This window comes from Arthrobacter oryzae (assembly GCF_030718995.1).
Taxonomy (GTDB): Bacteria; Actinomycetota; Actinomycetes; order Actinomycetales; family Micrococcaceae; genus Arthrobacter; species Arthrobacter oryzae_C.
Genome location: NZ_CP132204.1, coordinates 1,730,774 through 1,753,203 on the forward strand (window position 1 = coordinate 1,730,774; position 22,430 = coordinate 1,753,203).

Consider the following 22,430-nt stretch of genomic DNA (forward strand, 5'->3'; position numbering starts at 1 on the left):
GTTTTGGAAATGGTTCGGATAACACCGGGCCGGAACGGGGTGCATGTGAAGAAGTTGCTGGTTGTTGCAGTGGCTATCGCAGGCGCGCTGCTCGTCAAGAAAGTGCAGGAATCCGAAGCCCGGAAAACGGTCTGGAGCGATTCGACTGACACAGTCGAATAGTCCGGTTCCCCGGTACGGACGCTGGTTAGAAGCGTTCCGGAACTAGGGTATGATTGACGGGTTGCTTCTTATGGGGGCATGGCGCAATTGGTAGCGCACCTGCTTTGCAAGCAGGGGGTTCGGGGTTCGAGTCCCCGTGCCTCCACCATAAAGGAAGGTCCCGGAACGCGGAAACGCGGTCCGGGACCTTTTGTTTTGCCCGCTGTCCCCGGGCTGGCGGCGCCGCACCGGCGGCACCATTACTGTTGGAACAGTGAACTTCTTCCTTGCCGCTTTGGGCGTGCTCGGTGTGGCCTCCTCAGGACCACTCATCGCCGCAACGCTGGGCGCCACGACGGTCAGCGCCCTCGCCATCGCCTTCTGGCGGAATGCCATCGGGGCCGCGGTGATGGCCGCTCCGGTGCTAGTGGCGAGTCCCCGGCAGTTCGGGATGGTGACGGCCCGCGAGTTCCGCTGGTCGGCGCTTGCCGCCGTCGCCCTGGCACTGCACTTCGCCTGTTTCATCACCTCCCTCCAGCTGACCTCCGTAGCGGCGGCCACGGCGCTGGTTTGCCTTCAGTCCGGCTGGATCGCGGTCTTCCAGCTGTTCCGGGGCGTACGCCACCGCTGGCAGGTTCTGGTGGGCCTTGGAATGGCTTTCGGCGGCGTTGTGGCCATCACGGGGTTCGACATGGGCACCTCCCCGGATGCATTGCTGGGAGACCTGCTGGCCGTGGCAGGCGGCGCCCTGGCCGGCCTGTATACCCTCGCAGGCGGCAAGGCACGCGCGACCATGGGAACGGGGACCTACACCACGCTTTGCTACGGCATGTGCGCGGCCTTGGTGGCACTGCTGGCACTAGCGACTCAACAGCCGCTGGTGGGCTTTGACGCCACCGGATGGCTGGGGATCCTGGCCATCACCGTATGCGCCCAGCTCGTGGGGCATACGGCCTTCAACCATCTGCTGGCCACCATGAGCCCCCTGCTGGTATCCATGATCATCCTGCTGGAGATCCCTGGTGCGGCGCTGCTGGCGGCGCTGTTCCTGGACGAGACCCTGCCGGGCGGCACCTACGCGGGTCTGGCGCTGATCCTGGTGGGTCTCGCCGTGGTGGTGGCGGGCCAGCGCCGCAGAAAGCCGGTACGCGCCGGCGAAGCCCGGCTGGCGGAACTGGGAGCGGACTGAATCCTTGGCGGGCAACCCGAATGGCCGGGTTGTCGGCCTGCGGCTGGACTTACTGGCCGCCGCGGCGAACAGGCTGGGCGGAGTTCACTGTGTGAATGGCGCGCAGGAGCTTGGCCGGGAAGTATACGGAGAAGAACACCACCATGGGCGCCTTGAGGGCCATTTTCTTGACGTTGTGGGCCTTGTAGGTCCGGTCGAACCGGGTCACGTAGTACCGGTAGTCACGAGGTGAGTCCTCGAGGCGGCGGGCGGACATGCCGGACACCATCTGCGGCCAGTACTGTACGCGCAGGTCATGCTCAGCCAGGTGCAGGGACAGGTCAATGTCCTCGTGCATCTCGTCCTTCTCATCCCGGCATGTTTCGTCGCGGATGGTCTCCCAGGCCGAGCGGCGCAGCGCCATGTTGGAACCGAAGAGGAAGTGGTATTGGTGCTTGGCCAGCTTGAGCATCAGCTGGCGCATTTTGTCGTCAGCCTTGAGGCCGAAGCGGCGCATGGGCATGTCGTAGTACACCACCGGGCCGGTAGCAGCCTGGACAGACGGGTCAAGGAACGCCTTCTGGACCTGTTCCACCCAGTCCGGTTCCACCACGGAGTCTGCGTCGATCCGGCCAAGTACATCGCCGGTGGCATGGTTGAGGCCGAAATTGCGGGTGGGAATGAGGCCCTGGTGCTGGTCCTGGCTGAGCAGGATGACGGGGCTGTCGGGATATTCCTGCTGCATCTGTCGAACGATGTCAGCCGTGCGGTCCTTGGACATATTGTCCACGACGATGATCTCCGCGGCCGGAACCGACTGGTAGATCGCCGCAATAAGGCACTGCCTGATAACGCTTGCCTCGTTGTAAGCCGGTATGACGATGGATACGCGCGGCATAAGCGGAGCGTCCTGCGAGGCATCCTCGGCGGATCTATCGGGTGACATCACCACAAATTTAGCACCCTTGTGTGCAACAGCACGGGACGGCGGGTGAAGGCCAGGGAAACAACAGAGGAGCCCCGCACCGTTTTCGGTGCGGGGCTCCTCTGCTGCAGTGCCGTCCGGTGAGGGCCGGGTTTTAGCTTTCGGTAGCCTTGGTGGAACCGTTGTTCATGCTGGAAGCGATGTTCCTGGTGGCAGTCTTGGCATCTGTGGCAACCGTGGCTGCCTCGTCCTTCGCATCCTCAACGCTGTCAGCAGCCTTCGCGGCGGCGTCGTCCGATGCGTCAGCAGCCGAGTCCGCGGCGTCAACAATCTTTTCGCCGGCGGCGGCCGTGACGCTTGTGTCGGATGCCGCGTTCACATCACTGACGGTCGTGGCAGGAACGGGGGCGGGTGCGGGCGTTACCGGAGCAGGAGTCTTCCAGGGATCCTCAACCGGCTTGGAAGCCTTCCAGGCAGCCACGCCGGCGGCGACGGCTGCAGCGATGACGCCGAAAATCAGCAGTCCGCGGTGCTTGGGCTTCTGCGGCTTGGCTGCCTCCCCCGTGACAACGCGGGTGGCCTCGGCTGCAGCAGCCTTGAGCTGGTGGCCAGCGGCCTGGGCCTGGTCCTGGATGGTGTGCACCACGCCGGAGTCCGCAAGCCTCTGGGCGACGGCGTCCACGTGGGAAGGTGCGCTTTCCAGAGTGCGGTGAACGGCCTCCGAAGCGTGCCCGATCTGGTCCGAGAGCCTGGGCAGGTATTCCACCACGACGCGGTCGCGGGCATTCAGGATCACCGGGGCGGCCTTGTCCAGCGCCTCGTGCAGGCGGGGCGTGGTGCCCTCAACGGCGTCGTGGATTTTCGGCGCGAGGTGGGCGAGTCCGTCCTGGATGCGGGGCGTGACGGTGGCAACGCCGTCGGCCAGGTTGTGGGCTGCCGATTTGAGCCCTTCCTGGATCTTCGGGGAAGCGGTGTCAATCCCGTGCTGCAGGCGGGGAACCGCCCAGTCCACGGCTGCTTCTACGCGGGGGGCTGCCCAATCCTTGGCGTTCTCTACCGCGCTGCTGACTGACTGCTCCAGGTCACGGGCAATACGATCCGATTTCTTCACAACTACCTCCCGATTAATGTGACGGTTCTGTTGTTAGCCTACGTGGATTGCCCCGCACCGGCTATTCATCAGGGCCATTTCGGGCCGATTTCACCTAGCGCGGAACTGCCGGGCAGGCCTGATGTGCAATAGCCCGACGTGGAACAATGGGCCTATGACTGCCATCGCAACTGCAAAAGCAACCATCCACACCAGCCTCGGCGACATCGTCGTCAACCTCTTCGGCAACCACGCGCCCAAGACGGTCAAGAACTTCGTCGGCCTGGCCACCGGCGAGCAGGCCTGGACCCACCCGGAAACCGGTGAGGACAAGACCGGTACCCCCCTGTACAACGGCACCATCTTCCACCGCATCATCAAGGACTTCATGATCCAGGCCGGCGATCCCCTGGGCCGCGGTGTCGGCGGACCGGGCTACAAGTTCGACGACGAAATCCACCCCGAGCTGACCTTCAACCAGCCGTACAAGCTGGCCATGGCCAACGCCGGCATCCAGATGGGCAAGGGCACCAACGGCTCGCAGTTCTTCATCACCACCATCCCCACGGACTGGCTCCAGGGCAAGCACAGCATCTTCGGTGAAGTTGCGGACGAGGAATCCAAGAAGGTTGTGGACGCCATTGAAGGTGTCCGCACCGGCATGGGCGACCGCCCGGTCGAGGACGTCGTCATCAACAGCATCGACGTCGAGCAGCTCTAATACCCCATGAGTTACGGAATTCCGGCGGCTGAGCCGTCCGCGCAGATACCGGTGTGCCCCCGGCACCCGGACAGGCCTTCCTATGTCCGGTGCCAGCGCTGCGGGCGCCCGGCATGCCCGGAGTGCCAGCGGGCGGCCGCCGTCGGATTCCAATGCATTGACTGCGTCAACGAAACAAAACGAACGACGCCGGCAGCCAGGACCGTCTACGGCGGCACCGCCGTTGGCGGCCGGCCTGTGGTGACGTTCGGGATCATCGCCATCTGCGCCCTTGTCTATGTGCTGCAGTGGGTTGTTCCCAACGACGGGATGTACCAGGACTTCGCCTTCGCCTCGGTCTACGCCACCACCGAATACGGCGTATTTGAGCCCTGGCGCATGCTCACCTCCGCCTTCCTCCATTCCCAGGGATTCATCCTCCACATCGCGCTCAACATGTACATGCTGTGGATGTTCGGGCAGGCGCTGGAGCCCCTGCTTGGCAGGTTCCGCTTCCTCGCCCTGTACGTCATCTCGGCCATCGGCGGATCAGTCGGATTCCTCCTCCTGACACCCGTCCTTCCCCCTTCGGGAGTGGTGGGCGCCTCAGGCGCGATCTTTGGACTCTTCGGCGCCATGCTGGTGGTCCAGCGCCACCGCGGCGGCGACACCAGGCAGCTGTGGGTGCTGATAGCCATCAACGGTGCCATCGGTTTTATCGTCCCGCAGATCGCCTGGCAAGCCCATCTTGGCGGCGCGGTGACCGGTGCGGCCTGTGCCGCAGTCATCGCCTATGCCCCCCGCGGCCCACGCCAGCGGATGTGGCAGGCGGCAGGCCTGGTGCTTGTCCTCGGCCTGCTCATCGGCGCCACCTGGCTGAAAACGGCCGTCGCCTAGACGCGGCGGCATTTTCCCCACAGCCCCAAGCAGCCTTCCCCCGCGGCCCGCGTGTACTCCGGGCCGGGGCTCCGTCATCAGTGCTGTCAGCAGCCGTCGTCTCTCCTGGCCGTGCCCTCTGTGCGTCTGCCGTCTCCGCACGGGGAATCTTTTGCCTGCTCGCGGCTGCTCCCGGCGCCCTCTCGCACTGCACCCCTTTGTTCCGCACGCGCTCTGCATTCTTCGCCCCGGGGTCCGCGCGGCATCCACCCTGCGCCCTGATAACGCCCGGGTTTTCCACAGGAGTTATCCACATTGTGTGTAACTTACATGCTTGTAGTTCAGGACTCCTCCCCTGCGTAGTCCTTGCCAGCTGGCGCTTATGGCCGTGGGCGGTCACAGGTGAGTCAGGTCTTGTCCACATCTGTGGATAAAGATGTTCCTGAAAACTGTGGTTAAGTGGACAAGTCTGCTGCCCCGGCCAGGCGGCGATTGAGCCGCGCGCCTCTGTGGAGGCCGGTCCGGAGTGGCACCGGGCGGGCAGGGAGCTCGTCAACAGGTTATGCACACTGTTAATAACTGCAGCGTCGGAAACCGCCCGCGGGAATTCGGCGCTCTTACGCCAAGTCGGCGTCCTCCGGGGACAATTATCCCCTAGGTTATCCCCACCTGTGGATAACTTCTGGGGATACCGCTGTTGTTAAGTGGATAACTTCCGTGAAGAGCGTGATCACGGAGCAAAAGGTCCCGGGAACAGGTTATCCACAGGGAATCCACACTGTTAATAACTTTCGGATGTTGTGAACAGCCCGAGTGAGGGTCCCTGGCGGGCCATGACCCGCGGAAGTGCCGCTCGAGTGTGCCGGAATTATCAACATTGTGGATAAGTTTCCCCACAGGGCCGGGATAACTTCAGGGTAACTCGGTCCATACGCCGGATGAACCGCGGCGGTGGCTGTCCACAAGATGGGTGTCAATCATGCCGATCGCTTCCATCAGCGCATGCATCGTGGTGGGTCCCACAAAAGCGAAGCCCTTGGCCCTCAAGGCCTTGGAAAGGGCGATGGATTCCGGCGACGTGGTGGCGATCTCTGCATGTGTCCGGGGACTGGGGGTCACCTCGGGCTGGAAGCTCCAGACGAAGCCCACCAGTCCGCCGTCCTTCCGCAGCGCGATAGTGGCATTGGCATTCGTGATGGCCGCCTTGATCTTCATCCTGTTGCGAACGATGCCGGTGTCAAGCATCAGGCGCTCCACGTCGTCGTCGGTGAAAGCCGCAACCGTTTCCGGCTCGAAGTTGTGGAACGCCGCGCGGAACGCGGGCCGTTTCCGCAGGATCGTTGCCCAGGACAATCCCGCCTGGAAGGCCTCCAGGCTGATCCGCTCGAACAGCCCCTGCTCGTCGCGGACGGGCATGCCCCATTCAGTGTCGTAGTACTCCTGTAGCAGGGGATCCACAGCGGCCCAGGGCGGGCGGGCAAGGCCGTCGCCTCCGATGATGGTGCCGCGTTCGTCCGAGGTCATGTGGGTTCCTTAGCTTTCGTGCACGCTGTTGCTGCCTACAGCATATTCATGCGGCTGCCGCCGGAATCGTCCACTGGCAAGGCACGGTTGATAGTCGAACGAGCACTCTCACATTATGCTGTGGCTCTGATCACAAATTACTGGGAGGTACGTGTGAGGAAAACCAAAATTGCCGTGGCCGGCGTGGCGGGGGTCGTTCTCGGGATGCTCAGCATCCAGGCCCCTGCCGCAGCCGCACCGCCTGTGGACGACGGGTCAACAGGATCCGCCGCCGCAGTGAGGCAGGACAACCGTCCCGGACCGCGGACGAAGGAGCTTGTCGAACGGCGCAAGGCCGCCATCGACAAGGTGGCCAAGGGACAGGCAAAGGCAAATGATGAGGGCGTGGTCCAGCTGGCGCCGGACAAGTTCGCTGAAATCGAGACCGTCAAGCAGGACAAGATCTTCACCATCCTGGCCGAGTTCGGCGACCAGAGCTCGGGCCGCTACGGCACAGCAACAGGCCCGCTGCACAACACGATCGCCAAGCCGGACCGTTCCGTGGACAACACCACGCTGTGGACCAGCGATTTCAGCCCCGCGTACTACGAAGAACTCTTCAACGGCAGCGGCGAATCGATGAAGGGCTACTACGAGGCCGTTTCCAACAAGGCGTACTCGGTAACCAACACCGTAACGGACTGGGTCAAGGTGCCCAACAACGGGTCCTTCTATGGGGACAACGCCACTGAGGACACCGGCGGTGCGTGGGCTTTTGTCCGGGATTCCGGCAACGCCTGGTGGGATTCCCAGGTGGCGGCCGGCAAAACCCCGGCCGAAATTGACGCGTATCTTGCACAGTTCGATGTGTGGGACCGCTACGACTTCAACAACAACGGCAACTTCGACGAGCCGGACGGCTACATCGACCACTTCCAGGCAGTCCATGCCGGTGAGGGTGAGGAAGGCGGGGGCGGTGCCCTGGGCGAGGACGCGATCTGGTCCCACCGCTGGTATGCCTTCGGTAACCAGTTCGGTTCCACCGGCCCTGACGGAAACCTTGCCGGCGGAACCCGGATCGGTTCCTCGAAGTACTGGCTGGGCGACTACACGACCGAACCCGAAAACGGCGGAGTGGGCGTCTTCGCCCACGAGTTCGGCCACGACCTGGGACTGCCGGACTTCTACGACACTTCCGGCGCTGCCACCAACAGCACGGCCTTCTGGACCCTCATGAGTTCAGGGTCCTGGCTGGGCCACGGTTCCGCCGCCAACGAAGGAATCGGCACCACCCCTGGCCTGATGGGACCCGAAGAGAAACGCTTCCTGGGCTGGCTGGACCACAGTGAGGTCGAGCTCGGCACGAGCGGCGACTTCGTCCTGAACCCGTCGCAGCTCCAGGTTGACGGTAAGGACCAGGCCGTCCGGGTCAACCTGCCGGATAAGACCACCACCACCAGCTACACGGTCCCCTCCTCGGGCACCACCGCGTGGTGGACCGGCAGCGCGGACAACCTTAATGATTCCCTGACCCACGCCGTCCCGGCTCAGTCGCGGGTGACCGTCACGGCGAACGCCTGGTACGACATCGAGGCAAACTACGACTACCTCTACGGTGAATACTCCACGGACGGCGGCAACACCTGGCAGTCCGCCGGACGTCCGCTCAGCGGATCGGCAGCCTGGGGCCAGGTGCGCTACTCCTATGACGCGGGCGGCCTCGAGTCACTCTTCCGTTTCAGGTACCAGACGGACGGCGGCGTCCACAACCCGGGCGCGTTCATCGACGACGTAAAGATTTCGGCCGGAAAAACCGTCATCCTCAGCGACGACGTCGAATCCGGCGCCGGGAAGTGGACCGCCGAAGAGCCGTGGCAGCTGAGCACCGGCTCCGTAACGAAAACCACCCCGCAGTACTACCTCGTGGAGAACCGCGAATACGTGGGTTTTGACGCCACGCTGGCGGAAGGGCCGTACGCCTTCACCAGGGGCATCAGCGCCCCGAACTGGGTGGACTTCTTCAAGTACCAGAACGGCATGCTGGTGTGGTATATCGACGAGTCGTACGCGGACAACAACGTTTCGGCCCACCCCGGTGCCGGCCTGGCGCTGCCGGTGGATGCCCGGCCCGCACCCTTCAAGTGGTCCGACGGCACCATGCCGGGCAACAGCCGCCAGCCGTTCGACGCCACCTTCGGACTGGAAGCAACGGATCCGCTGTGCATCGCCAAGGAAGTGCAGTCCGGCACAAAGCGCACCCAGGCGGTCAGCTCACTGGACGCCTGCGCCGTGAGCAGCGCAGCGATCAGTGTCTTCAAGGACATTGACCCGCTGGCTTACTACAGTGCGGACAACCCCTACGGAAGCGTCAAGGTCGCAGGCCACGGCGTGGAGATTTCCGTAACGTCCGACGCCGGTTCCGACCTTGGGATCCGCGTGGTCAACCCGGCCCGGAAATGAGCCAATAAACAAAAAAGTCGGTCCGGCACGTTGTGCCGGTCCGACTTTTTTGTGTGAAAGGTATGTATCAGGAACGCCAGCGGGTGGTCATCAGGAAGCCTGCAATCGCAATACCGAACCCGGCCACGATGTTCCAGGATTCCCATTCCCTGACAGGGAGGGCGCCCTCGCTGATGTAGAAGGTGATGATCCACAGCAGGCCGATGATCATCAGGCCGAACATGACGGGCTTGAACCACACGGCGTTGGGCTTGTAGGCCTGCGATGCAGAAGCCGGCTTTTCAGCTGCGGCGTTCCTCTTTCGTGGCTTTGACTCGGGCACGGGTCCTCCTCGTCGGGCTGAATCAAGGGCGGAGCCTTCGGCTTGATATCCTGCAGGAAGGAACATGCCGGCGGGGTTGGCGCCTTTGGTCAGGTCTGAATTCTTACTAGCAGCCAATTCTAGCTGTAGTTCAGAACACACCGGCGCCAGCCCGAGCCGCCAATTGAGGAGACCACGTGGTGTTGCTGGAGAAGGAGACGACCGCCGCCGTGCCGGCACGCGGCGTCGGCGTTCTCCGGAAACTCATCCAGGTTGTTGGCGAGCTCCTGATCACGGTGGGAGTCATCCTGCTCCTGTTCGTCGCATGGCAGCTTTGGTGGACCAACGTGGAGTCCGATGCGAAGCAGGGCGAAGCCATCAGGAACTTCGCCCAGGAACTGGGCGGACCCCCGGCTCCCGCAGCATCCGGCGCCCCGGACGCGGCCGCATCCGGTCCTGCCGACTACGGTCCGCCGAAGGTCGCCGAAGCGCCAGGGCACGGCCAGACCATTGGCATTATGTATATCCCCCGTTTTGGCGCGGACTACACCCGGCCCATCGTGCAGGGAACCTCAACGGACGTCCTGGACACGCTGGGCCTGGGCCATTACCGCGACACCGCGATGCCCGGGGCAACCGGAAACTTCGCCGTGGCAGGTCACCGCCAGACGCACGGAGCCGTGCTGGACAACATCCACACACTGGTTCCCGGGGACAAAATCTACGTCCAGACCAGGGACGGATTCTACGTCTACGTCTTCCGGAACATCCAGATTGTGCTGCCCTCGGCCACCGATGTGCTGCTTCCCGTGCCCACCCAACCTGCCGCCCGGCCCACGGAGGCCTACCTCACCATGACGAGCTGCAATCCGCGTTTCGGATCGCAGGAACGCATCATTGCATACTCCCTCCTGGATCACTGGCAGCCCGCGTCGGCGGGGCCCCCTGCTGAAATTGCGGCCCAGGTGGCCAAAGCACTCGGGAAGGGCTGACGCTATGTACGGATGGATTTTCCGCCACCTGCCGGGCCCGCTGTGGCTCAGGATTGCGACGTCACTGGTGCTGCTTGCCGGCGTGCTGGTATTGATGGTTCAGTTCCTCTTCCCCTGGATGTCACAGTTCACCCAGTTCACCGACTCAACGATTGGTTTAGTAACTCGACAATGAGCACCAAGATCCTGGTCGTAGACAACTACGACAGCTTTGTTTACACCCTGGTGGGATACCTCCAGGAGCTCGGCGCCGAGACGACAGTGGTCCGCAACGACGACGTAACGCTCGCCGAGGCGATCGAGATGGCGGAAGCGCGCGACGGCGTCCTCATCTCGCCGGGGCCCGGCACCCCCGCGGAGGCCGGCGTCTGCATCGACCTGATCAAATGGTGCGGCAGCCATGACAAGCCGATGTTCGGCGTCTGCCTGGGGCACCAGGCCCTGGCTGAGGCGTATGGCGCCACGGTGACGCACGCCCCTGAACTGATGCACGGCAAAACGTCACTGGTGGAGCATGAAGGAGCCAACGTCTTCGCCGGACTCCCCTCCCCCGTAACGGCCACGCGTTACCACTCGCTGGCGGCTGTCCGGGAAACCATCCCCGACATCCTGGAGATCACCGCACAGACGGCCAACGGCGTCATCATGGGCCTGAGGCACCGGACAGCACCGCTCTGCGGCGTCCAGTTCCATCCGGAGTCCGTGCTCACGGAGGGCGGTTACCAGATGCTCGGCAACTGGCTGGAATCCCTCGGCATGGCGGGAGCAGCCGAACGGGCAGCCAAGCTGAGCCCGCTCATCCAGCACTAACCCGCCGGCAGTACTTTGACGGGTGCTAGCCCCGGTCCCGGCCCGTCTCTGTGGGCGTAGGCGTGGGCGTCGGAGTAGGAGTGGGCGCCGGAGCCTTGGCAACGATCACGCTGATGGTCTTTCCCTGCTCCACCAGCGCGTTGACGGGATCGCTCTGCTCGGTCACCTTGCCCGGTTCGACCTCGGAGTTTTCGACTTCCCGCACTGCGATGTTCAGGCCCAGGTTCTTGAGGGCGGCCTCTGCTTCCGGCTGCGGCAGGCCGCGGAGTTCGGGCATGGCAACCTTGCCGGTGGACACCACGATTTCCACGGTGGTTCCGACAGCCACGGACTCGCCTGGAGCGGGTTTCGTGGTGATGACCAGCCCGGCCGGGACCGTTGCGCTGTTCGCCATGGTGGTGCCGGGAGCACCGGCAAGGCCGATCTGGCGCAGGACGTCGCGGGCCGCTGCTTCAGTGCGGCCCGGCAGGTCGCCCGGAATCTTGACGGCGCTTGGACCGTCGGAGATGTTCAGGGTCACCTTGGAATCGGGCTCCATGGATGTTCCTGCGGCGGGCACCGTGCCAATGGCTGTTCCCTTGGCGATGGCGTCGTGGGGAAGCCTGCTGATGGTGGGGCTGAAGCGGGCGTTATAAAGCTTCTGCAGCGCCTCGGTTTCCGTCAGTGACGTCACCGTAGGGACGACGATTTTGGCCACCGGGGGCGGCGGCTGGTTCATCATGTTGTAGAGCCACAGGCCGCCGCCTGCCAGGACCAGCAGCGTGAAAATCACCAGTGTGGCAATCCACGTCCGACGGCGGGACTTCTGTCGGGGGGTGCGCTCACGTTCCGGCGGGAATCCCAGCGGAAGATCGTTCGACTCCGACGGCTCGTAGACCTGGGCGGGAATGGGCTGGTCGTCGCCGAGTGTGTCGTGGACGGGCCGGAGCCGGCCGCCCGGTGAGTCGTCCAGGAAGCTCGCACCGGTCAGCGAGTATGGCGCGGCCTGGGCCGTACGCTCTGCGGCCGGGACCGTGTTGACGGGATCCGTTGATTCCTCGCCCGCCGCGACGTCGGGCACCGGAACACCGTTGCGTGCGGCCCTCAGGGCACGCTGGAAGGCGGCAGCATCCTGGAAACGGTCTGCCCGGTTCTTTTGCAGCGCCTTGGCCAGGACGCTGTCCAGGGCCTCCGTCACCTCAGGGTTAAGGCTGCTGGCGGGTTCGGGCATCTCGCGGACATGCTGGTAGGCGACGGACACGGGACTGTCACCAATGAAGGGAGGGCGCCCCGTCAGCATTTCGTAGAGCAGGCACGCTGCGGAGTAAAGATCGCTGCGGGCATCCACGGTTTCGCCGCGGGCCTGTTCCGGTGACAGATACTGGGCGGTGCCCACCACTGCCTGGGTCTGCGTCATGGTGGCGGACGAATCGGCCATGGCGCGGGCAATCCCGAAATCCATGACCTTGATCGTGGCCGAGTCTTCGCAGAACATCACGTTCGCCGGCTTGATATCCCGGTGGACGATGCCCGCCCGGTGGCTGTATTCGAGGGCGGAGAGCACGCCGAGGGTGAAATCGATGGCGTGGTCGATGCTGACTTCCTTCGCACGGATCAGGTCCCGAAGGGTCTTTCCGTCCACGAATTCCATCACGATGTACGGCACCCGGACAGTATCTTCGGGGCCGCCCGGGACAGCGTGGTCCCCGGTGTCGTAGATGGCAACGATCGAAGGATGGTTCAACGCAGCCACAGCCTGGGCTTCGCGCTTGAACCGCGCCTGGAACTGCGGATCCCGGGCAAGGTCAGGCCGCAGCAGCTTGATGGCCACTGTCCTGCCCAGCCGGGTATCCACACCGCGGTGGACGTCTGCCATGCCGCCGCGGCCGATCAACTCACCGAGCTCGTACCGTCCGTTGAGGACGCGCTGGGTATTCACTGGGAGGCTGTCCTCTCTGTGCGACGGGAGACGGGGTGAGTCCGGCACGGTGCGCCCTAGTTCGACGTCGACGTGGTGGGGGTGGGCAGGATTTCCTGGGCGAGGTGGTACGTCACGACGGATCCGGCGGGCACCTTGGTGCCGGCGCCCGGTTCCGAACTGACGAATGTCCCGGCTTTCTGCCCGGCACTGCCGGGAACATCTGCCCCCTTGACCCAGCGCAGGCCGGCGTCCTCGATGGCCTTCTGTGTTTGCGACTCGGAACTGCCTACGCCGACCGCGGGCACAGAGGACTCCGGAGCCGGTTCTTGGCCCTTGGAGTAGGTGACGGTGATGGTCTCGCCGGGGGCCACTGGGCCGGACGGCTCGATGTTGGTGACCGTTCCCTCCGCCTTGTCGCTGAACACCGGGTCACCCTTGACGGTCAGCCCCATGCCCACGAGCTGGCTGCGGACCGTGTTGTACGGCTGGCCCAGGTAGGCATCCGGGATCAGGTTGATGGTTTCCGGAGTGGACTGCGTGGGAGTCGGGCTCGCACTCGAGGCTGTGGGGCTGGCCGAGGTGGACGTCGGCGAGGCGCTGCGGCTGGTGGGCTTGGCGCTGGTGGACGTCGCCGACGACTCGGCCGGGCTGGACGGGGAGAAGATGCCTGCCTGGGTAAGCAGGACACCCGCCAGTGCGAAGAGGACGAGCACGATGAGGGCGATAAGCGGCCACGTCCACGGGCTGCGGCCCTTTCGCTGCGGCTCGTCAACAGGTTCGTCGTAGCGGTCCTGCTCCTCTTCCTGCTCCCACGTGCGTTCGGCAGCCAGGGCATCTGCGCGCGACAGGGCGTCGCGCGGGCCGGCGGCTCCTGCAGCAGCTCCGGCGGCGAGTCCTGCAGCGGCACCTGCGCCCGCGGCGCCGACCACCGGAAGGGCGGAGGTCGCCGTCGTCGATTTGTCCTTTTCGGGCGTCTCGATGACGCCGGTGGCGGCCGTGGGAATGTCCACCGGCGCGGTGATCGGACCGGTGGCCGCTTCGAAGAGCAGCATTCCGGGCACGGCCGCGTGGGCAGCGGCGATGTCACCGTTGCGGATGGCTTCCGCTGCCTCGGACAGCTTGATGGCGTTCGCGGGGCGGTTCTTGGGATCCTTGGCGAGCATGGACATCAGGAGGGCCCGTACCGGCGTCGGCAGGGTCTCCGGGAGCGGCGGCGGCGCATCGTTGACCTGGGCCAGCGCGATGGCGATCTGCGACTCCCCGGAGAACGGGCGGTGCCCGGTGAGGCACTCGTAGCCGATGACGCCGAGCGAGTAGATGTCCGAGGCACCCGTGGCGGTCTGGCCCGTTGCCTGTTCCGGTGCGAGGTACTGGGCAGTGCCCATGACCTGACCGGTCTGGGTCAGCGGAACCTGGTCCGCCAGCCGGGCGATGCCGAAGTCCGTGACCTTGACGCGGCCGTCCGGCGTGATCAGCAGGTTGCCCGGTTTGATGTCTCGGTGCACCAGGCCCTGGGCGTGGGCAACGGAGAGGGCGCGTGCCGTCTGGGCAATCATGGACAGTGTCCGGTCCGGCGAAAGGACCTGTTCGTGTTCAATGATGCTGCTCAGGGGCTGGCCCGGGACCAGCTCCATGACCAGGTAGGCCGAGCCTTCTTCTTCGCCGTAATCAAAAACGTTGGCTATGCCCACGTGGTTCAGCAGCGCCGTGTGGCGCGCCTCGGCACGGAAGCGCTGGAGGAACCCGGGATCGCCCGTGTACTCCTCTTTGAGCACCTTGATGGCGACAATCCGGCCAAGGATAAGGTCCTTGGCTTTCCAGACTTCTCCCATCCCGCCAATCGCAATACGCGTGGTCAGCTGGAATCTCCCGCCGAGGGTGATCCCTGATGTAGGCCTCACTTATTCAACACCGCCTCAAAAATCTTCTTCGCGTTCGGACTGGTTAGCTGTGCGCCGGTGGTGATGTCCACGCCCTGCATGACGATGGTCACCGACACCTGCGGGTCGTTGGCCGGGGCGAACCCGGTAAACCATGAATTGTTCAAGCCGTCGGTTCCCAGCTCGGCTGTGCCGGTCTTGCCGGCCACTTGGACGCCGGGAACGGCCGCGCCGCGGCCGATTCCTTGACTGACCACGCTGGTCATCCACTCGCTGATCTGCCGCGAAATCTCCGGGCTGGTGGACGTCCGTAGGACTTCGGGCTTCGGTTCGCTGATGATGCGCAAATCCGGGGACCGCACCGTCTTGATGAGGTTGGGCCGCATCTGGACGCCGCCGTTGGCTATGGCGGACGTCATCAGTGCGATCTGCAGCGGAGTGGCACGGACATCGCGCTGGCCGATTGCTGACTGGGCCAGTCCTGCCGCATCCAGCTCCTCCTCCGGGAAGGCCTTCTTGGCGTAGTCCAGCTTCAGCTGGTCGCCGAGGTCCTCGCCGAAGCCGAACTTGGCCGCTTGTGCGGCGATGGCCTTCTGGCCCAGGTCCCGGGCGATCTCCGCGAACGGAGTGTTGCAGGACTGCTGGAGTGCGAAGGCGAAGCTCGCCGTGCTCTGTGTGTAGCAGTTGCCTCCGGCGTAGTTCGGCAGCTTGTATTCGATGCCGGGGAAACTCATCTCGGCCGGGTTGGGCAGCTCACTGTCCTTGTTGTACTTGCCCGAGCTGAGTGCCGCGGCGGTGTCCACGAGCTTGAAGACCGAACCCGGTGCCAGGAGGGCGCCGGTGGGACCGCTGACGTTCTGGTTCAGGTTGATCCCGGGGATTTTGTTCAGTTCATTGAAGTTGGCAGCCTCGGCGTCGGCGTCCTGCGTTGCGATCAGGTTGGGATCGTAGGACGGTTTGGACACCATGGCCAGGATGTCACCGGTCTTGGGGTTCGTCACCACGATGGAGCCCCGCTGGCCGTCCGGGATCAGGTCGTAGGCGAGCTTCTGGAGCTCAGGGTCCAAGGTGAGTTCAACCGAGGCGCCCTTGGGCTGGTTGCCAAGGAAGAGTTGGCCGATGCGGTCCAGGAAAAGCTGGTCCGAGCTGCCGGCCAACTGCTCGTTAAGGGCACTTTCCAGACCGGTGACGCCGTAATTCTTGGAAAAGTAGCCCGTGATGCCGGCATAGAGTTCAGGTTCCGTGTAGGTCCGCTGGAACTTGCAGCTTTCGGAGGCGGCAACGGACTGCGCGATGGGCTTCCCCCCCACGATGATGGCTCCGCGGTCGTTGCAGTAGTTCTGCAGGATGGCGCGTTTGTTCCAGGCGTTGGCCTGCAGTTCGTCGGCCCCCACAACCTGCACATAGCTGAGCGCGCCGAAGATCAGCGCGAACATGGCGACCGCGGCAATCCATGAATTCCGAATGGCATGGTTCACAGTTGTTTCACCGCTTCAGTTGGTGCGTCGGGATGGGCGGATGAAGGTTGCCGTGCGGGCTGTTTTGCCGGCCGTGCCGGTGACGGCGGAACAGGCTTCTGCTCGCCGGGTTCGCCGGGCTCGGCGCCGTGCGGCATGGGAGTGGTGTCCACGGGGCCGCGTGCAGTGTGCGAAATCATCAGCAGCAGGCCAACGATGATCCAGTTGGCGAGCAGCGAGGATCCGCCGGCCGCCAGGAAGGGGGTGGTGAGCCCGGTAAGTGGAATCAGGCGCGTGACGCCGCCGATCACCACGAAGCATTGCAGCGCGATGGCGAAGGACAGACCGCAGGCAAGCAGCTTCCCGAAGGCGTCGCGCGTGCCCAGTGCCGCCCGGAAACCCCGCGTGAACAGCAGCAGGTACATCATCACGATGGCGAAGAGGCCGATCAGGCCAAGTTCCTCACCGAAGGAGGCAATGATCATGTCGCTGTTTGCAAACGGCACCAGGTTCGGCCGCCCCTGGCCCAGGCCGGTGCCCACGAGGCCGCCGTTGGCCATGCCGAACAGGCCCTCCACGATCTGGAGGCTGCCGCCGTACTGCCGTCCGTAGACTTCGTCGGTAAAGGCATTGAGCCACCCGTCGATGCGGAGGCCCACATGGGAGAACACCCGGGAGGCAATGAAGCCTCCGCCAAGCAGCAGTCCCACGCCGATGATGACCCAGCTGATCCGGCTCGTGGCGACGTAGATCATCACGATGAAAAGTCCGAAGAAAAGAACCGACGAGCCGAGGTCGCGCTGGAAGATCAGCACGCCGATGCTGACCAGCCACGCCGTGATCATGGGGCCCATGTCCTTGAACCGCGGGAACTGCAGCGGTCCGATTTTGCGCCCGGCCAGGAGGATCAGGTCACGGTTTGACGATAGATACCCGGCGAAGAATATTGCCAGGGTGATCTTGGCTACCTCACCCGGCTGGAAGGTCATGGGGCCGATCTTGATCCAGACGCTGGCGCCAAGGATTTCGCCGGCGGAGATGCCCGGCACCAGGGGAAGGATCAGCAGCAGGGCGCTCACGGCAAGGGAGATGTAGGTGAAGCGGCGCAGGATCCGGTGGTCCTTGAGGAACCAGATGACGGCGATCGCGACGCCCATGGCCACCAGCGTCCAGCGGAGCTGGTTGTTGCCGGTGTCTTCGCCCACGCGGTCCAGACGGTGGATCATGGCCAGCCCCAGGCCGTTCAGGGCCACGACGAGCGGAAGTATTACCGGGTCAGCATATTTAGCCCGGATGCGCAGAACGATGTGGAAGACGAGGGCGGCGGCAGCGAGGAGGCTGGACTGGAACCAGAAGTCCTGGTCAAATGCCTTTTCCTGGTCCACGCCCACCAGGGCATTGGCGCCGATGCCCACGGCAAGGGCAAGGATCAGGAGCGCCAACTCGGTGTTCCTGCGTGGCTTGGGGGTGGCCTCAATCTGTGTCATTTGGCCTCCTCACAAGCGTTGGGCGACGGGCTGGGACTTGCTGACGGTGCGGTTGTTCCGGGTGGCGACGCTGTGCCGCCCGCCGTCCCCGAGGCGGAGGGGGCAGCGGTGGCCGTGGGGCTCGCACATTCGTCTGCCGGCGACGTTGTTCCGGTCAGGTCGAGGTTCTTGACGATCCGCTGCGCGTCGTAGAGATCACGTGCCGGGACGGTCTGGCGGACCCGCTGCTGGGAGAACTCCGGGAGGTCCGACATGCGGATCTCCGTCACTGTCTCCAGCGTTGAGAGCTGGATCGGCCCCAGCCGCTGCGAAACGCCGTTGTAAATGGCAACCCGTTGGTCGTATTCGCCGATGTAGTAGCGCGTCTGCGTCCAGGCATAGCCGAGCCACAGGCCGACGCCCAGGATGACGAGGAGGGCCGCGGCCGTGGCGATCGTCACCCAGCGGCGCGGCTTGGCGGCGGGCTTGTATTCGTCGGTTTCCTCGCGGTTCTGATCCGACTTGTGCGTGAGCACGGTCGCCGCGCGGCGCGCCACAGTCCGGCCGGCAATCGTGGGAATGGACCCGGATTCTGCCGCCGCGGCAGCTGCGCCAACGAGTTCATGGGGACGGTTGGACAGTTCCTCGCGGAGCACCGCCGCGGAAAGGTGTTCGCCCAGATGAGGGTCCGTGCTGGTGGTCGGCTCACCGGGTTTTGAAGCGGGCTTGGGGACGGTGTCGTCCGCGCCGGAAGCAGTGTGGCCGGTATCTGCCGCGGGTTTGGGTGTGGCGTCATCGGAAGGGACTGCCTGGGAAGGGGCCGGGGCGGCAGTCTTCGTGGCCTCGACGCTGCCAGCCGGCGGCTGAACGATTTCGACGGCGGCGGTGCGGACGTCGTCGGGAGTCTCTTCGACGATTTCAAGCATGACCACTGTGACGTTGTCCGGTGCGCCGGCCTCAAGGGTGAGGTCCACGAGCGTCTCCACGCATTCGCGCAGGTCCTTGGTTTCGCGGACCATGCGTTCCACCACGTGCCCGGCAACGTAGTTCAACCCGTCGGAACAGAGCAGCCAGCGTTCGCCGGGTTCGACGTCCAGGGTGGCGAGGTCGAGCTCGGGGCTGGCGTCGACGTCGCCCAGGACGCGCATCAGCACGTTCTTGTGCGGATGGGTCTCGGCTTCCTCGGGACGCAGCCGGCCTTCATCGATGAGTCTCTGCACGAACGTGTGGTCCACGCTGATCTGTTCGAATTCGCCGTTGCGCAGCCGGTACGCCCGGGAGTCGCCGATGTGGGCGAAATGAAGCTTTCCTTCGGCCAGGAGCAGGGCCGTCACGGTGGTACCCATGCCGGCCAGCTTGGGATTGATGTGGACCAGTTCAGACAGGAGGGAATTCGCGGTCTGGATTTCATCTGCAAGAACGGTTCCGGCGTCGCCGTCGTAGTGCCCGTGGTCCAGGTGGAGCATGTCCAGCACAGTCGCCGCGGAGGCCACGTCACCCCCGGCATGGCCTCCCATGCCGTCGGCCACGATGGCCAGGTGCCGGCCGACGTAGGCGGAGTCGTCATTCTTGGCGCGGATGCGTCCTACATCCGAGCGGGCCGCATAGCGCATGATGAGCGGCCGCTTCGGGATGGGGCCCTTGTCGGCGGGGTTTTCCGGGACGGCCACGGCTATGGCCTCAATTCGATGACCGTCTTGCCGATTCTCACGGGGACACCGAGCTCCACCGGGAGGGCGCGGGTGAGCTGCTGATTTGCCAGGTATGTGCCGTTGGTCGAGCCAAGATCCTCGATGAACCAGCGGCTGCCTTGCGGGAAGAGCCGGGCGTGCCGGCCGGAAGCATAATCGTCTTCAAGTACCAGGGTGGCCTCTTGGGCGCGGCCCAGGAGGATGGGACTGTCCGCCAGTGGAATGGTGGTGCCTTTGAGGGGCCCCTCGGTGACTACGAGTTGGCGGGCCTGCTGCTTCGCGGGCGGCGGTGCTGTTTCCGCCAGCTCGGGGTGTTTGCGGACCTGGCGGGCAGTGGGAGCACCCATTGCCGCTTTCCTACCGATCATTAGGTCCCGCCGCATGGCGGACACGATGCTGAAGATGAGAACCCACAGCAACAGGAGGAATCCGAACCGCAGGGCCGTAATGGTCAGTTCGCTCACGGGCGGCCACCGGAGTTGGCGGGCAAAAGGCGGAAGATGATTTTGGTCCGTCCCATCGTGATGGTGGAGCCGTCAGTAAGGTCGACGCTGCCGACAACCTTGTGTCCATTGACGTAACTGCCGTTGGTGGATCCCAGGTCTACGGCTTCTGTGGCGCCGTTGGCGGTGCGGATTTCGAGGTGGCGGCGTGAAACTCCGGTGTCGTCCACCAGGATGTCCGCCTCCGAGGACCGGCCCAGCACGATGGACGGGGCGTTCAGCGAGTAGCGCTGGCCATCAATGTCCAGGACGGGCTGAAGCCGCACCGGTTGCCGGCTCGGTGCAGCGGGCACGTTGTTCCTTGGCATGGGCGGAGCCGCAGCGGAACCGGACGCCTGCTCCGTCTTCGAATCGATTTCGAAGTCGCCGGCACGGATTTCCTCGTCGCGCCGGAAGGAAATACGCACCGATCCCCGGAGGGTGTAGCCCTGGCTCCGGACATGGTTGATGACGACGTCGCAGAGTTCCTCGGCCAGGGGCGTGCCCCATTCCTGCGCCCGCTTGAAGTCGTCCTCGCTGAGTCGGACGTCAAAAACGTTGGGGGCAAGGGTGCGGCCGGCCGCGATGGTGATGGCCTTGTGGTCCACTTCGCGGCGGAGCCGGCTGGCGATTTCCACAGGCTCAACCTGGGCCCGCGAACCGGTGGAGAAGACACCGCGGACGGCCTTTTCGATGCCGCGCTCGACTTTGTCCAGCATTCCCATGGCACCTCTCCTCTCCTGGCGGCTGCGGGGCAGCACTCGTTTCGGAACTCAGTTCACAACATTGCCGGGAGTGCGCCGGGGACGGGCACTCCTACATCTGATACTACTGGCCGGTGCTGTGAATGACCTTAATGCACAACGCCGGGGCGGGGAGATTCGTTCATTCCGTCCCGCGCTGCTGCCTGTCCTGACAGGGTCCGAAAGGCCGCGTTCACGGGATAGTCCCCGGCCGCGATTTCGACTGCGGGGCCTGCAACGGGACCCGATTGGTGTTTTGCCGCAGTTGTCCGTTATGCTTGATCTCGCTGCTTTCACAGGGCTGGCAGTCCGAAAAACCGGGCTTCCTGCCGGACGAAAGAAGTTGCGCGCGAGTGGCGGAACGGCAGACGCGCTGGCTTCAGGTGCCAGTGTCCGAAAGGGCGTGGGGGTTCAAATCCCCCCTCGCGCACGCAAATGAAGAACCCCGGTCTTAGGACCGGGGTTTTTCTGTTTTAAGCACGGGCCTCGATGACGATTCCCCGCTTCCCGGTCATATCCCCTTGGCGATACCGGGGGATATGTCCATCTGGCGGGGAAAGCCGCGCCGCCTCGCCCGGACTCGTGCGCCGCCGCGCCCGGACTCCTGCGGCCGCGCCTCCCCAGCTAACTGACAGTTAACTTCGCTGAAACGGCCGAAGCAGATTCCTGAAACAACTGTTCCATAGTGTCGGTGCCAGACGGCCCGCAGGGGCCGCTTCATGTGACCGCCTCCCGATTTGGAGTAGAAGAATGACAGCTTTCAGTTCGGAAAAAGGCCCGCTGCGCCCGTCGCGGCGGATGGTGCTGGCAGGATTTTCGTCAGCGGCACTGGCGGCCCTGACCGGCTGTGGAGGTGAATCGGGTGCCACTGCACCCGCTTCGGGAGCGGCGTCCGGCGCTGCTGCCGACTTCGGGACCCTGGAGGTCCAGCTTTCGTGGCTGAAGAACGCGGAATTCGCCGGCGAGTACTTTGCCGACAGCAAGGGCTATTACAAGGACGCAGGCTTTAGCGCCGTCAACCTGATCGCCGGGGGACCGGGAGGGGCTTCGGCGGAAACCATGGTCCTGTCCGGCAAGGCCCTGGTGGGCACGTCGTCGCCCGTGGGAGTGGCACCGGTGGTACTCAACGAGGGTGCGCCGCTGAAAATCATCGGTTCCACCTACCAGAAGAACCCGTTTACCATCGTTTCCCTGGCTGCCAATTCGATCACCGCCCCGGATGACCTGGTCGGCAAGAAGATCGGGGTCCAAGCCGGTGTCAATGAGACGTTGTTCGATGCCTTGCTGGAGGTCAACAAGATTGATGCGTCGAAGGTCACCAAGGTGCCGGTGCAGTACGATCCGCAGCCGCTGCTGAACGGCGACGTCGAGGGCTTCTTCGCCTACCTGACCAACGAGGTGCTCACCCTTGAGCTGGGCGGGCACAAGACGGCGGTCCTGCCGTTTGCGGACAATGGCCTGCCTTTCATTGCAGAGAGCTTCGTGGTCACGGAGGAGTCCATCAAGGACAAGAGGCCCCAGCTGAAGGCGTTCCTGGCGGCCACCATCAAGGGCTGGAAGGATGCCCTGGTGGATCCTGGGGAATCCGCCCGGCTCGCGGTGGAGGTGTACGGCAAGGAACTGGGCCTGACCATGGCCAAGGAGAAGGCTCAGGCGGAAGCCCAGAACACCAAGCTCATTGCCACGCCGGAGACGGACAGCAACGGCCTCTTCACTGTGTCCAAGGAGCTGATGGACAAGAACATCGAGATCCTCAAGCTCGCAGGCTACGACACCACCGCGGACGCGATCTTCGACCTGAGCCTCCTCGACGAGGTCTATGCCGAGAACCCCGATCTTAAGTAG

General features: G+C 64.2%; 20 protein-coding genes and 2 tRNA genes. 11 read left to right on the forward strand and 11 right to left on the reverse strand.

What is annotated here, in order from left to right:
* Positions 1-9: 9 nt before the first annotated feature.
* The 3 genes from Q8Z05_RS07960 (at position 10) to Q8Z05_RS07970 (ending at position 1,330) form a co-directional block, all read left to right on the forward strand.
* Positions 10-162 carry a DLW-39 family protein gene (locus tag Q8Z05_RS07960; protein WP_305942930.1) on the forward strand — a complete coding sequence of 51 codons (153 nt, stop codon included), beginning with the start codon at positions 10-12 and terminating at the stop codon, positions 160-162.
* Positions 163-234: 72 nt separating this feature from the next.
* Positions 235-310: transfer RNA gene (locus Q8Z05_RS07965), tRNA-Ala, on the forward strand.
* Positions 311-415: 105 nt separating this feature from the next.
* The gene (locus tag Q8Z05_RS07970) at positions 416-1,330 is read left to right on the forward strand and encodes a DMT family transporter (protein WP_305942931.1); all 915 of its coding nucleotides are present in this window, start codon (positions 416-418) and stop codon (positions 1,328-1,330) included.
* A 49-nt stretch (positions 1,331-1,379) separates the two neighbouring features.
* Here the strand turns inward: Q8Z05_RS07970 and Q8Z05_RS07975 are convergent, their stop codons facing one another.
* Entirely contained in the window at positions 1,380-2,255 is an 876-nt protein-coding gene (locus Q8Z05_RS07975) for a glycosyltransferase (protein ID WP_305942932.1), read from the reverse strand.
* Between the two features lie 133 nt (positions 2,256-2,388).
* Positions 2,389-3,345, reverse strand: a complete 957-nt coding sequence (locus Q8Z05_RS07980; RefSeq protein WP_305942933.1) for a hypothetical protein — start codon at positions 3,343-3,345, stop codon at positions 2,389-2,391.
* 154 nt (positions 3,346-3,499) lie between these two features.
* Here Q8Z05_RS07980 and Q8Z05_RS07985 point away from each other — a divergent pair, with 154 nt between their 5' ends.
* Positions 3,500-4,045: a peptidylprolyl isomerase gene (locus tag Q8Z05_RS07985; RefSeq protein ID WP_028271893.1), complete on the forward strand. Its 546-nt coding sequence runs from the start codon at positions 3,500-3,502 to the stop codon at positions 4,043-4,045.
* 6 nt (positions 4,046-4,051) lie between these two features.
* A complete protein-coding gene (locus Q8Z05_RS07990) occupies positions 4,052-4,921 on the forward strand; it encodes a rhomboid family intramembrane serine protease (RefSeq protein ID WP_305942934.1) in 870 nt (289 codons plus the stop codon).
* Between the two features lie 891 nt (positions 4,922-5,812).
* Here the strand turns inward: Q8Z05_RS07990 and Q8Z05_RS07995 are convergent.
* Entirely contained in the window at positions 5,813-6,424 is a 612-nt protein-coding gene (locus Q8Z05_RS07995) for a DNA-3-methyladenine glycosylase I (protein WP_305942935.1), read from the reverse strand.
* 153 nt (positions 6,425-6,577) lie between these two features.
* Between Q8Z05_RS07995 and Q8Z05_RS08000 the strand changes: the two genes are divergently transcribed.
* Positions 6,578-8,863 (forward strand): immune inhibitor A domain-containing protein, encoded by a 2,286-nt coding sequence (locus Q8Z05_RS08000; protein ID WP_305942936.1) that lies wholly within the window; start codon positions 6,578-6,580, stop codon positions 8,861-8,863.
* Between the two features lie 67 nt (positions 8,864-8,930).
* On the opposite strand, the gene Q8Z05_RS08005 is transcribed toward Q8Z05_RS08000, so the two are convergent.
* Positions 8,931-9,185 carry a cell division protein CrgA gene (locus Q8Z05_RS08005; protein WP_305942937.1) on the reverse strand — a complete coding sequence of 85 codons (255 nt, stop codon included), beginning with the start codon at positions 9,183-9,185 and terminating at the stop codon, positions 8,931-8,933.
* Positions 9,186-9,361: 176 nt separating this feature from the next.
* On the opposite strand from Q8Z05_RS08005, the gene Q8Z05_RS08010 reads away from it, so the two are divergent.
* The 3 genes from Q8Z05_RS08010 to Q8Z05_RS08020 are packed head-to-tail and all read left to right on the forward strand — an operon-like array spanning position 9,362 to position 10,966.
* Positions 9,362-10,156, forward strand: a complete 795-nt coding sequence (locus Q8Z05_RS08010) for a class E sortase (protein ID WP_305942938.1) — start codon at positions 9,362-9,364, stop codon at positions 10,154-10,156.
* Between the two features lie 4 nt (positions 10,157-10,160).
* On the forward strand, positions 10,161-10,331 hold the full coding sequence (locus Q8Z05_RS08015) for a hypothetical protein (protein ID WP_305942939.1): 171 nt from the start codon (positions 10,161-10,163) through the stop codon (positions 10,329-10,331).
* Positions 10,328-10,966, forward strand: coding sequence for an aminodeoxychorismate/anthranilate synthase component II (locus tag Q8Z05_RS08020; protein WP_305942940.1), 639 nt, complete (start codon positions 10,328-10,330; stop codon positions 10,964-10,966). Before Q8Z05_RS08015 ends, Q8Z05_RS08020 begins: the two co-directional genes overlap by 4 nt.
* 25 nt (positions 10,967-10,991) lie before the next feature.
* Here the strand turns inward: Q8Z05_RS08020 and pknB are convergent, their stop codons facing one another.
* Genes pknB through Q8Z05_RS08055 form a run of 7 tightly spaced genes read right to left on the reverse strand, consistent with a single transcriptional unit; the run spans position 10,992 to position 20,567 of the window.
* Positions 10,992-12,884: a Stk1 family PASTA domain-containing Ser/Thr kinase gene (pknB, locus tag Q8Z05_RS08025; protein ID WP_371745943.1), complete on the reverse strand. Its 1,893-nt coding sequence runs from the start codon at positions 12,882-12,884 to the stop codon at positions 10,992-10,994.
* A 56-nt stretch (positions 12,885-12,940) separates the two neighbouring features.
* Positions 12,941-14,767: a protein kinase domain-containing protein gene (locus tag Q8Z05_RS08030; protein ID WP_305942942.1), complete on the reverse strand. Its 1,827-nt coding sequence runs from the start codon at positions 14,765-14,767 to the stop codon at positions 12,941-12,943.
* Entirely contained in the window at positions 14,764-16,224 is a 1,461-nt protein-coding gene (locus tag Q8Z05_RS08035; protein ID WP_305942943.1) for a penicillin-binding transpeptidase domain-containing protein, read from the reverse strand. Before Q8Z05_RS08035 ends, Q8Z05_RS08030 begins: the two co-directional genes overlap by 4 nt.
* Complete coding sequence (locus tag Q8Z05_RS08040) at positions 16,221-17,690, reverse strand: FtsW/RodA/SpoVE family cell cycle protein (RefSeq protein WP_305942944.1); 1,470 nt, start codon at positions 17,688-17,690, stop codon at positions 16,221-16,223. The genes Q8Z05_RS08035 and Q8Z05_RS08040 overlap by 4 nt, the downstream gene beginning before the upstream one ends.
* Positions 17,687-19,339: a protein phosphatase 2C domain-containing protein gene (locus Q8Z05_RS08045; protein WP_371745944.1), complete on the reverse strand. Its 1,653-nt coding sequence runs from the start codon at positions 19,337-19,339 to the stop codon at positions 17,687-17,689. The genes Q8Z05_RS08040 and Q8Z05_RS08045 overlap by 4 nt, the downstream gene beginning before the upstream one ends.
* A gap of 2 nt (positions 19,340-19,341) precedes the next feature.
* Positions 19,342-19,824 (reverse strand): FHA domain-containing protein FhaB/FipA, encoded by a 483-nt coding sequence (locus tag Q8Z05_RS08050; protein ID WP_305942945.1) that lies wholly within the window; start codon positions 19,822-19,824, stop codon positions 19,342-19,344.
* Positions 19,821-20,567 (reverse strand): FhaA domain-containing protein, encoded by a 747-nt coding sequence (locus Q8Z05_RS08055; protein ID WP_305942946.1) that lies wholly within the window; start codon positions 20,565-20,567, stop codon positions 19,821-19,823. Before Q8Z05_RS08055 ends, Q8Z05_RS08050 begins: the two co-directional genes overlap by 4 nt.
* Before the next feature lie 365 nt (positions 20,568-20,932).
* Here Q8Z05_RS08055 and Q8Z05_RS08060 point away from each other — a divergent pair.
* Both Q8Z05_RS08060 and Q8Z05_RS08065 read left to right on the forward strand, forming a co-directional pair.
* Positions 20,933-21,015: transfer RNA gene (locus Q8Z05_RS08060), tRNA-Leu, on the forward strand.
* Positions 21,016-21,335: 320 nt separating this feature from the next.
* Positions 21,336-22,430: an ABC transporter substrate-binding protein gene (locus tag Q8Z05_RS08065; RefSeq protein ID WP_305942947.1), complete on the forward strand. Its 1,095-nt coding sequence runs from the start codon at positions 21,336-21,338 to the stop codon at positions 22,428-22,430.

Coding starts and splice junctions, on each gene's coding strand:
- Q8Z05_RS07960 (WP_305942930.1), top strand. CDS start 10: ATGGTTCGGATAACACCGGGCCGGAACGGGGTGCATGTGAAGAAGTTG.
- Q8Z05_RS07975 (WP_305942932.1), bottom strand. CDS start 2,255: ATGTCACCCGATAGATCCGCCGAGGATGCCTCGCAGGACGCTCCGCTT.
- Q8Z05_RS07985 (WP_028271893.1), top strand. CDS start 3,500: ATGACTGCCATCGCAACTGCAAAAGCAACCATCCACACCAGCCTCGGC.
- Q8Z05_RS07990 (WP_305942934.1), top strand. CDS start 4,052: ATGAGTTACGGAATTCCGGCGGCTGAGCCGTCCGCGCAGATACCGGTG.
- Q8Z05_RS07995 (WP_305942935.1), bottom strand. CDS start 6,424: ATGACCTCGGACGAACGCGGCACCATCATCGGAGGCGACGGCCTTGCC.
- Q8Z05_RS08015 (WP_305942939.1), top strand. CDS start 10,161: ATGTACGGATGGATTTTCCGCCACCTGCCGGGCCCGCTGTGGCTCAGG.
- Q8Z05_RS08020 (WP_305942940.1), top strand. CDS start 10,328: ATGAGCACCAAGATCCTGGTCGTAGACAACTACGACAGCTTTGTTTAC.
- Q8Z05_RS08040 (WP_305942944.1), bottom strand. CDS start 17,690: ATGACACAGATTGAGGCCACCCCCAAGCCACGCAGGAACACCGAGTTG.
- Q8Z05_RS08055 (WP_305942946.1), bottom strand. CDS start 20,567: ATGGGAATGCTGGACAAAGTCGAGCGCGGCATCGAAAAGGCCGTCCGC.
- Q8Z05_RS08065 (WP_305942947.1), top strand. CDS start 21,336: ATGACAGCTTTCAGTTCGGAAAAAGGCCCGCTGCGCCCGTCGCGGCGG.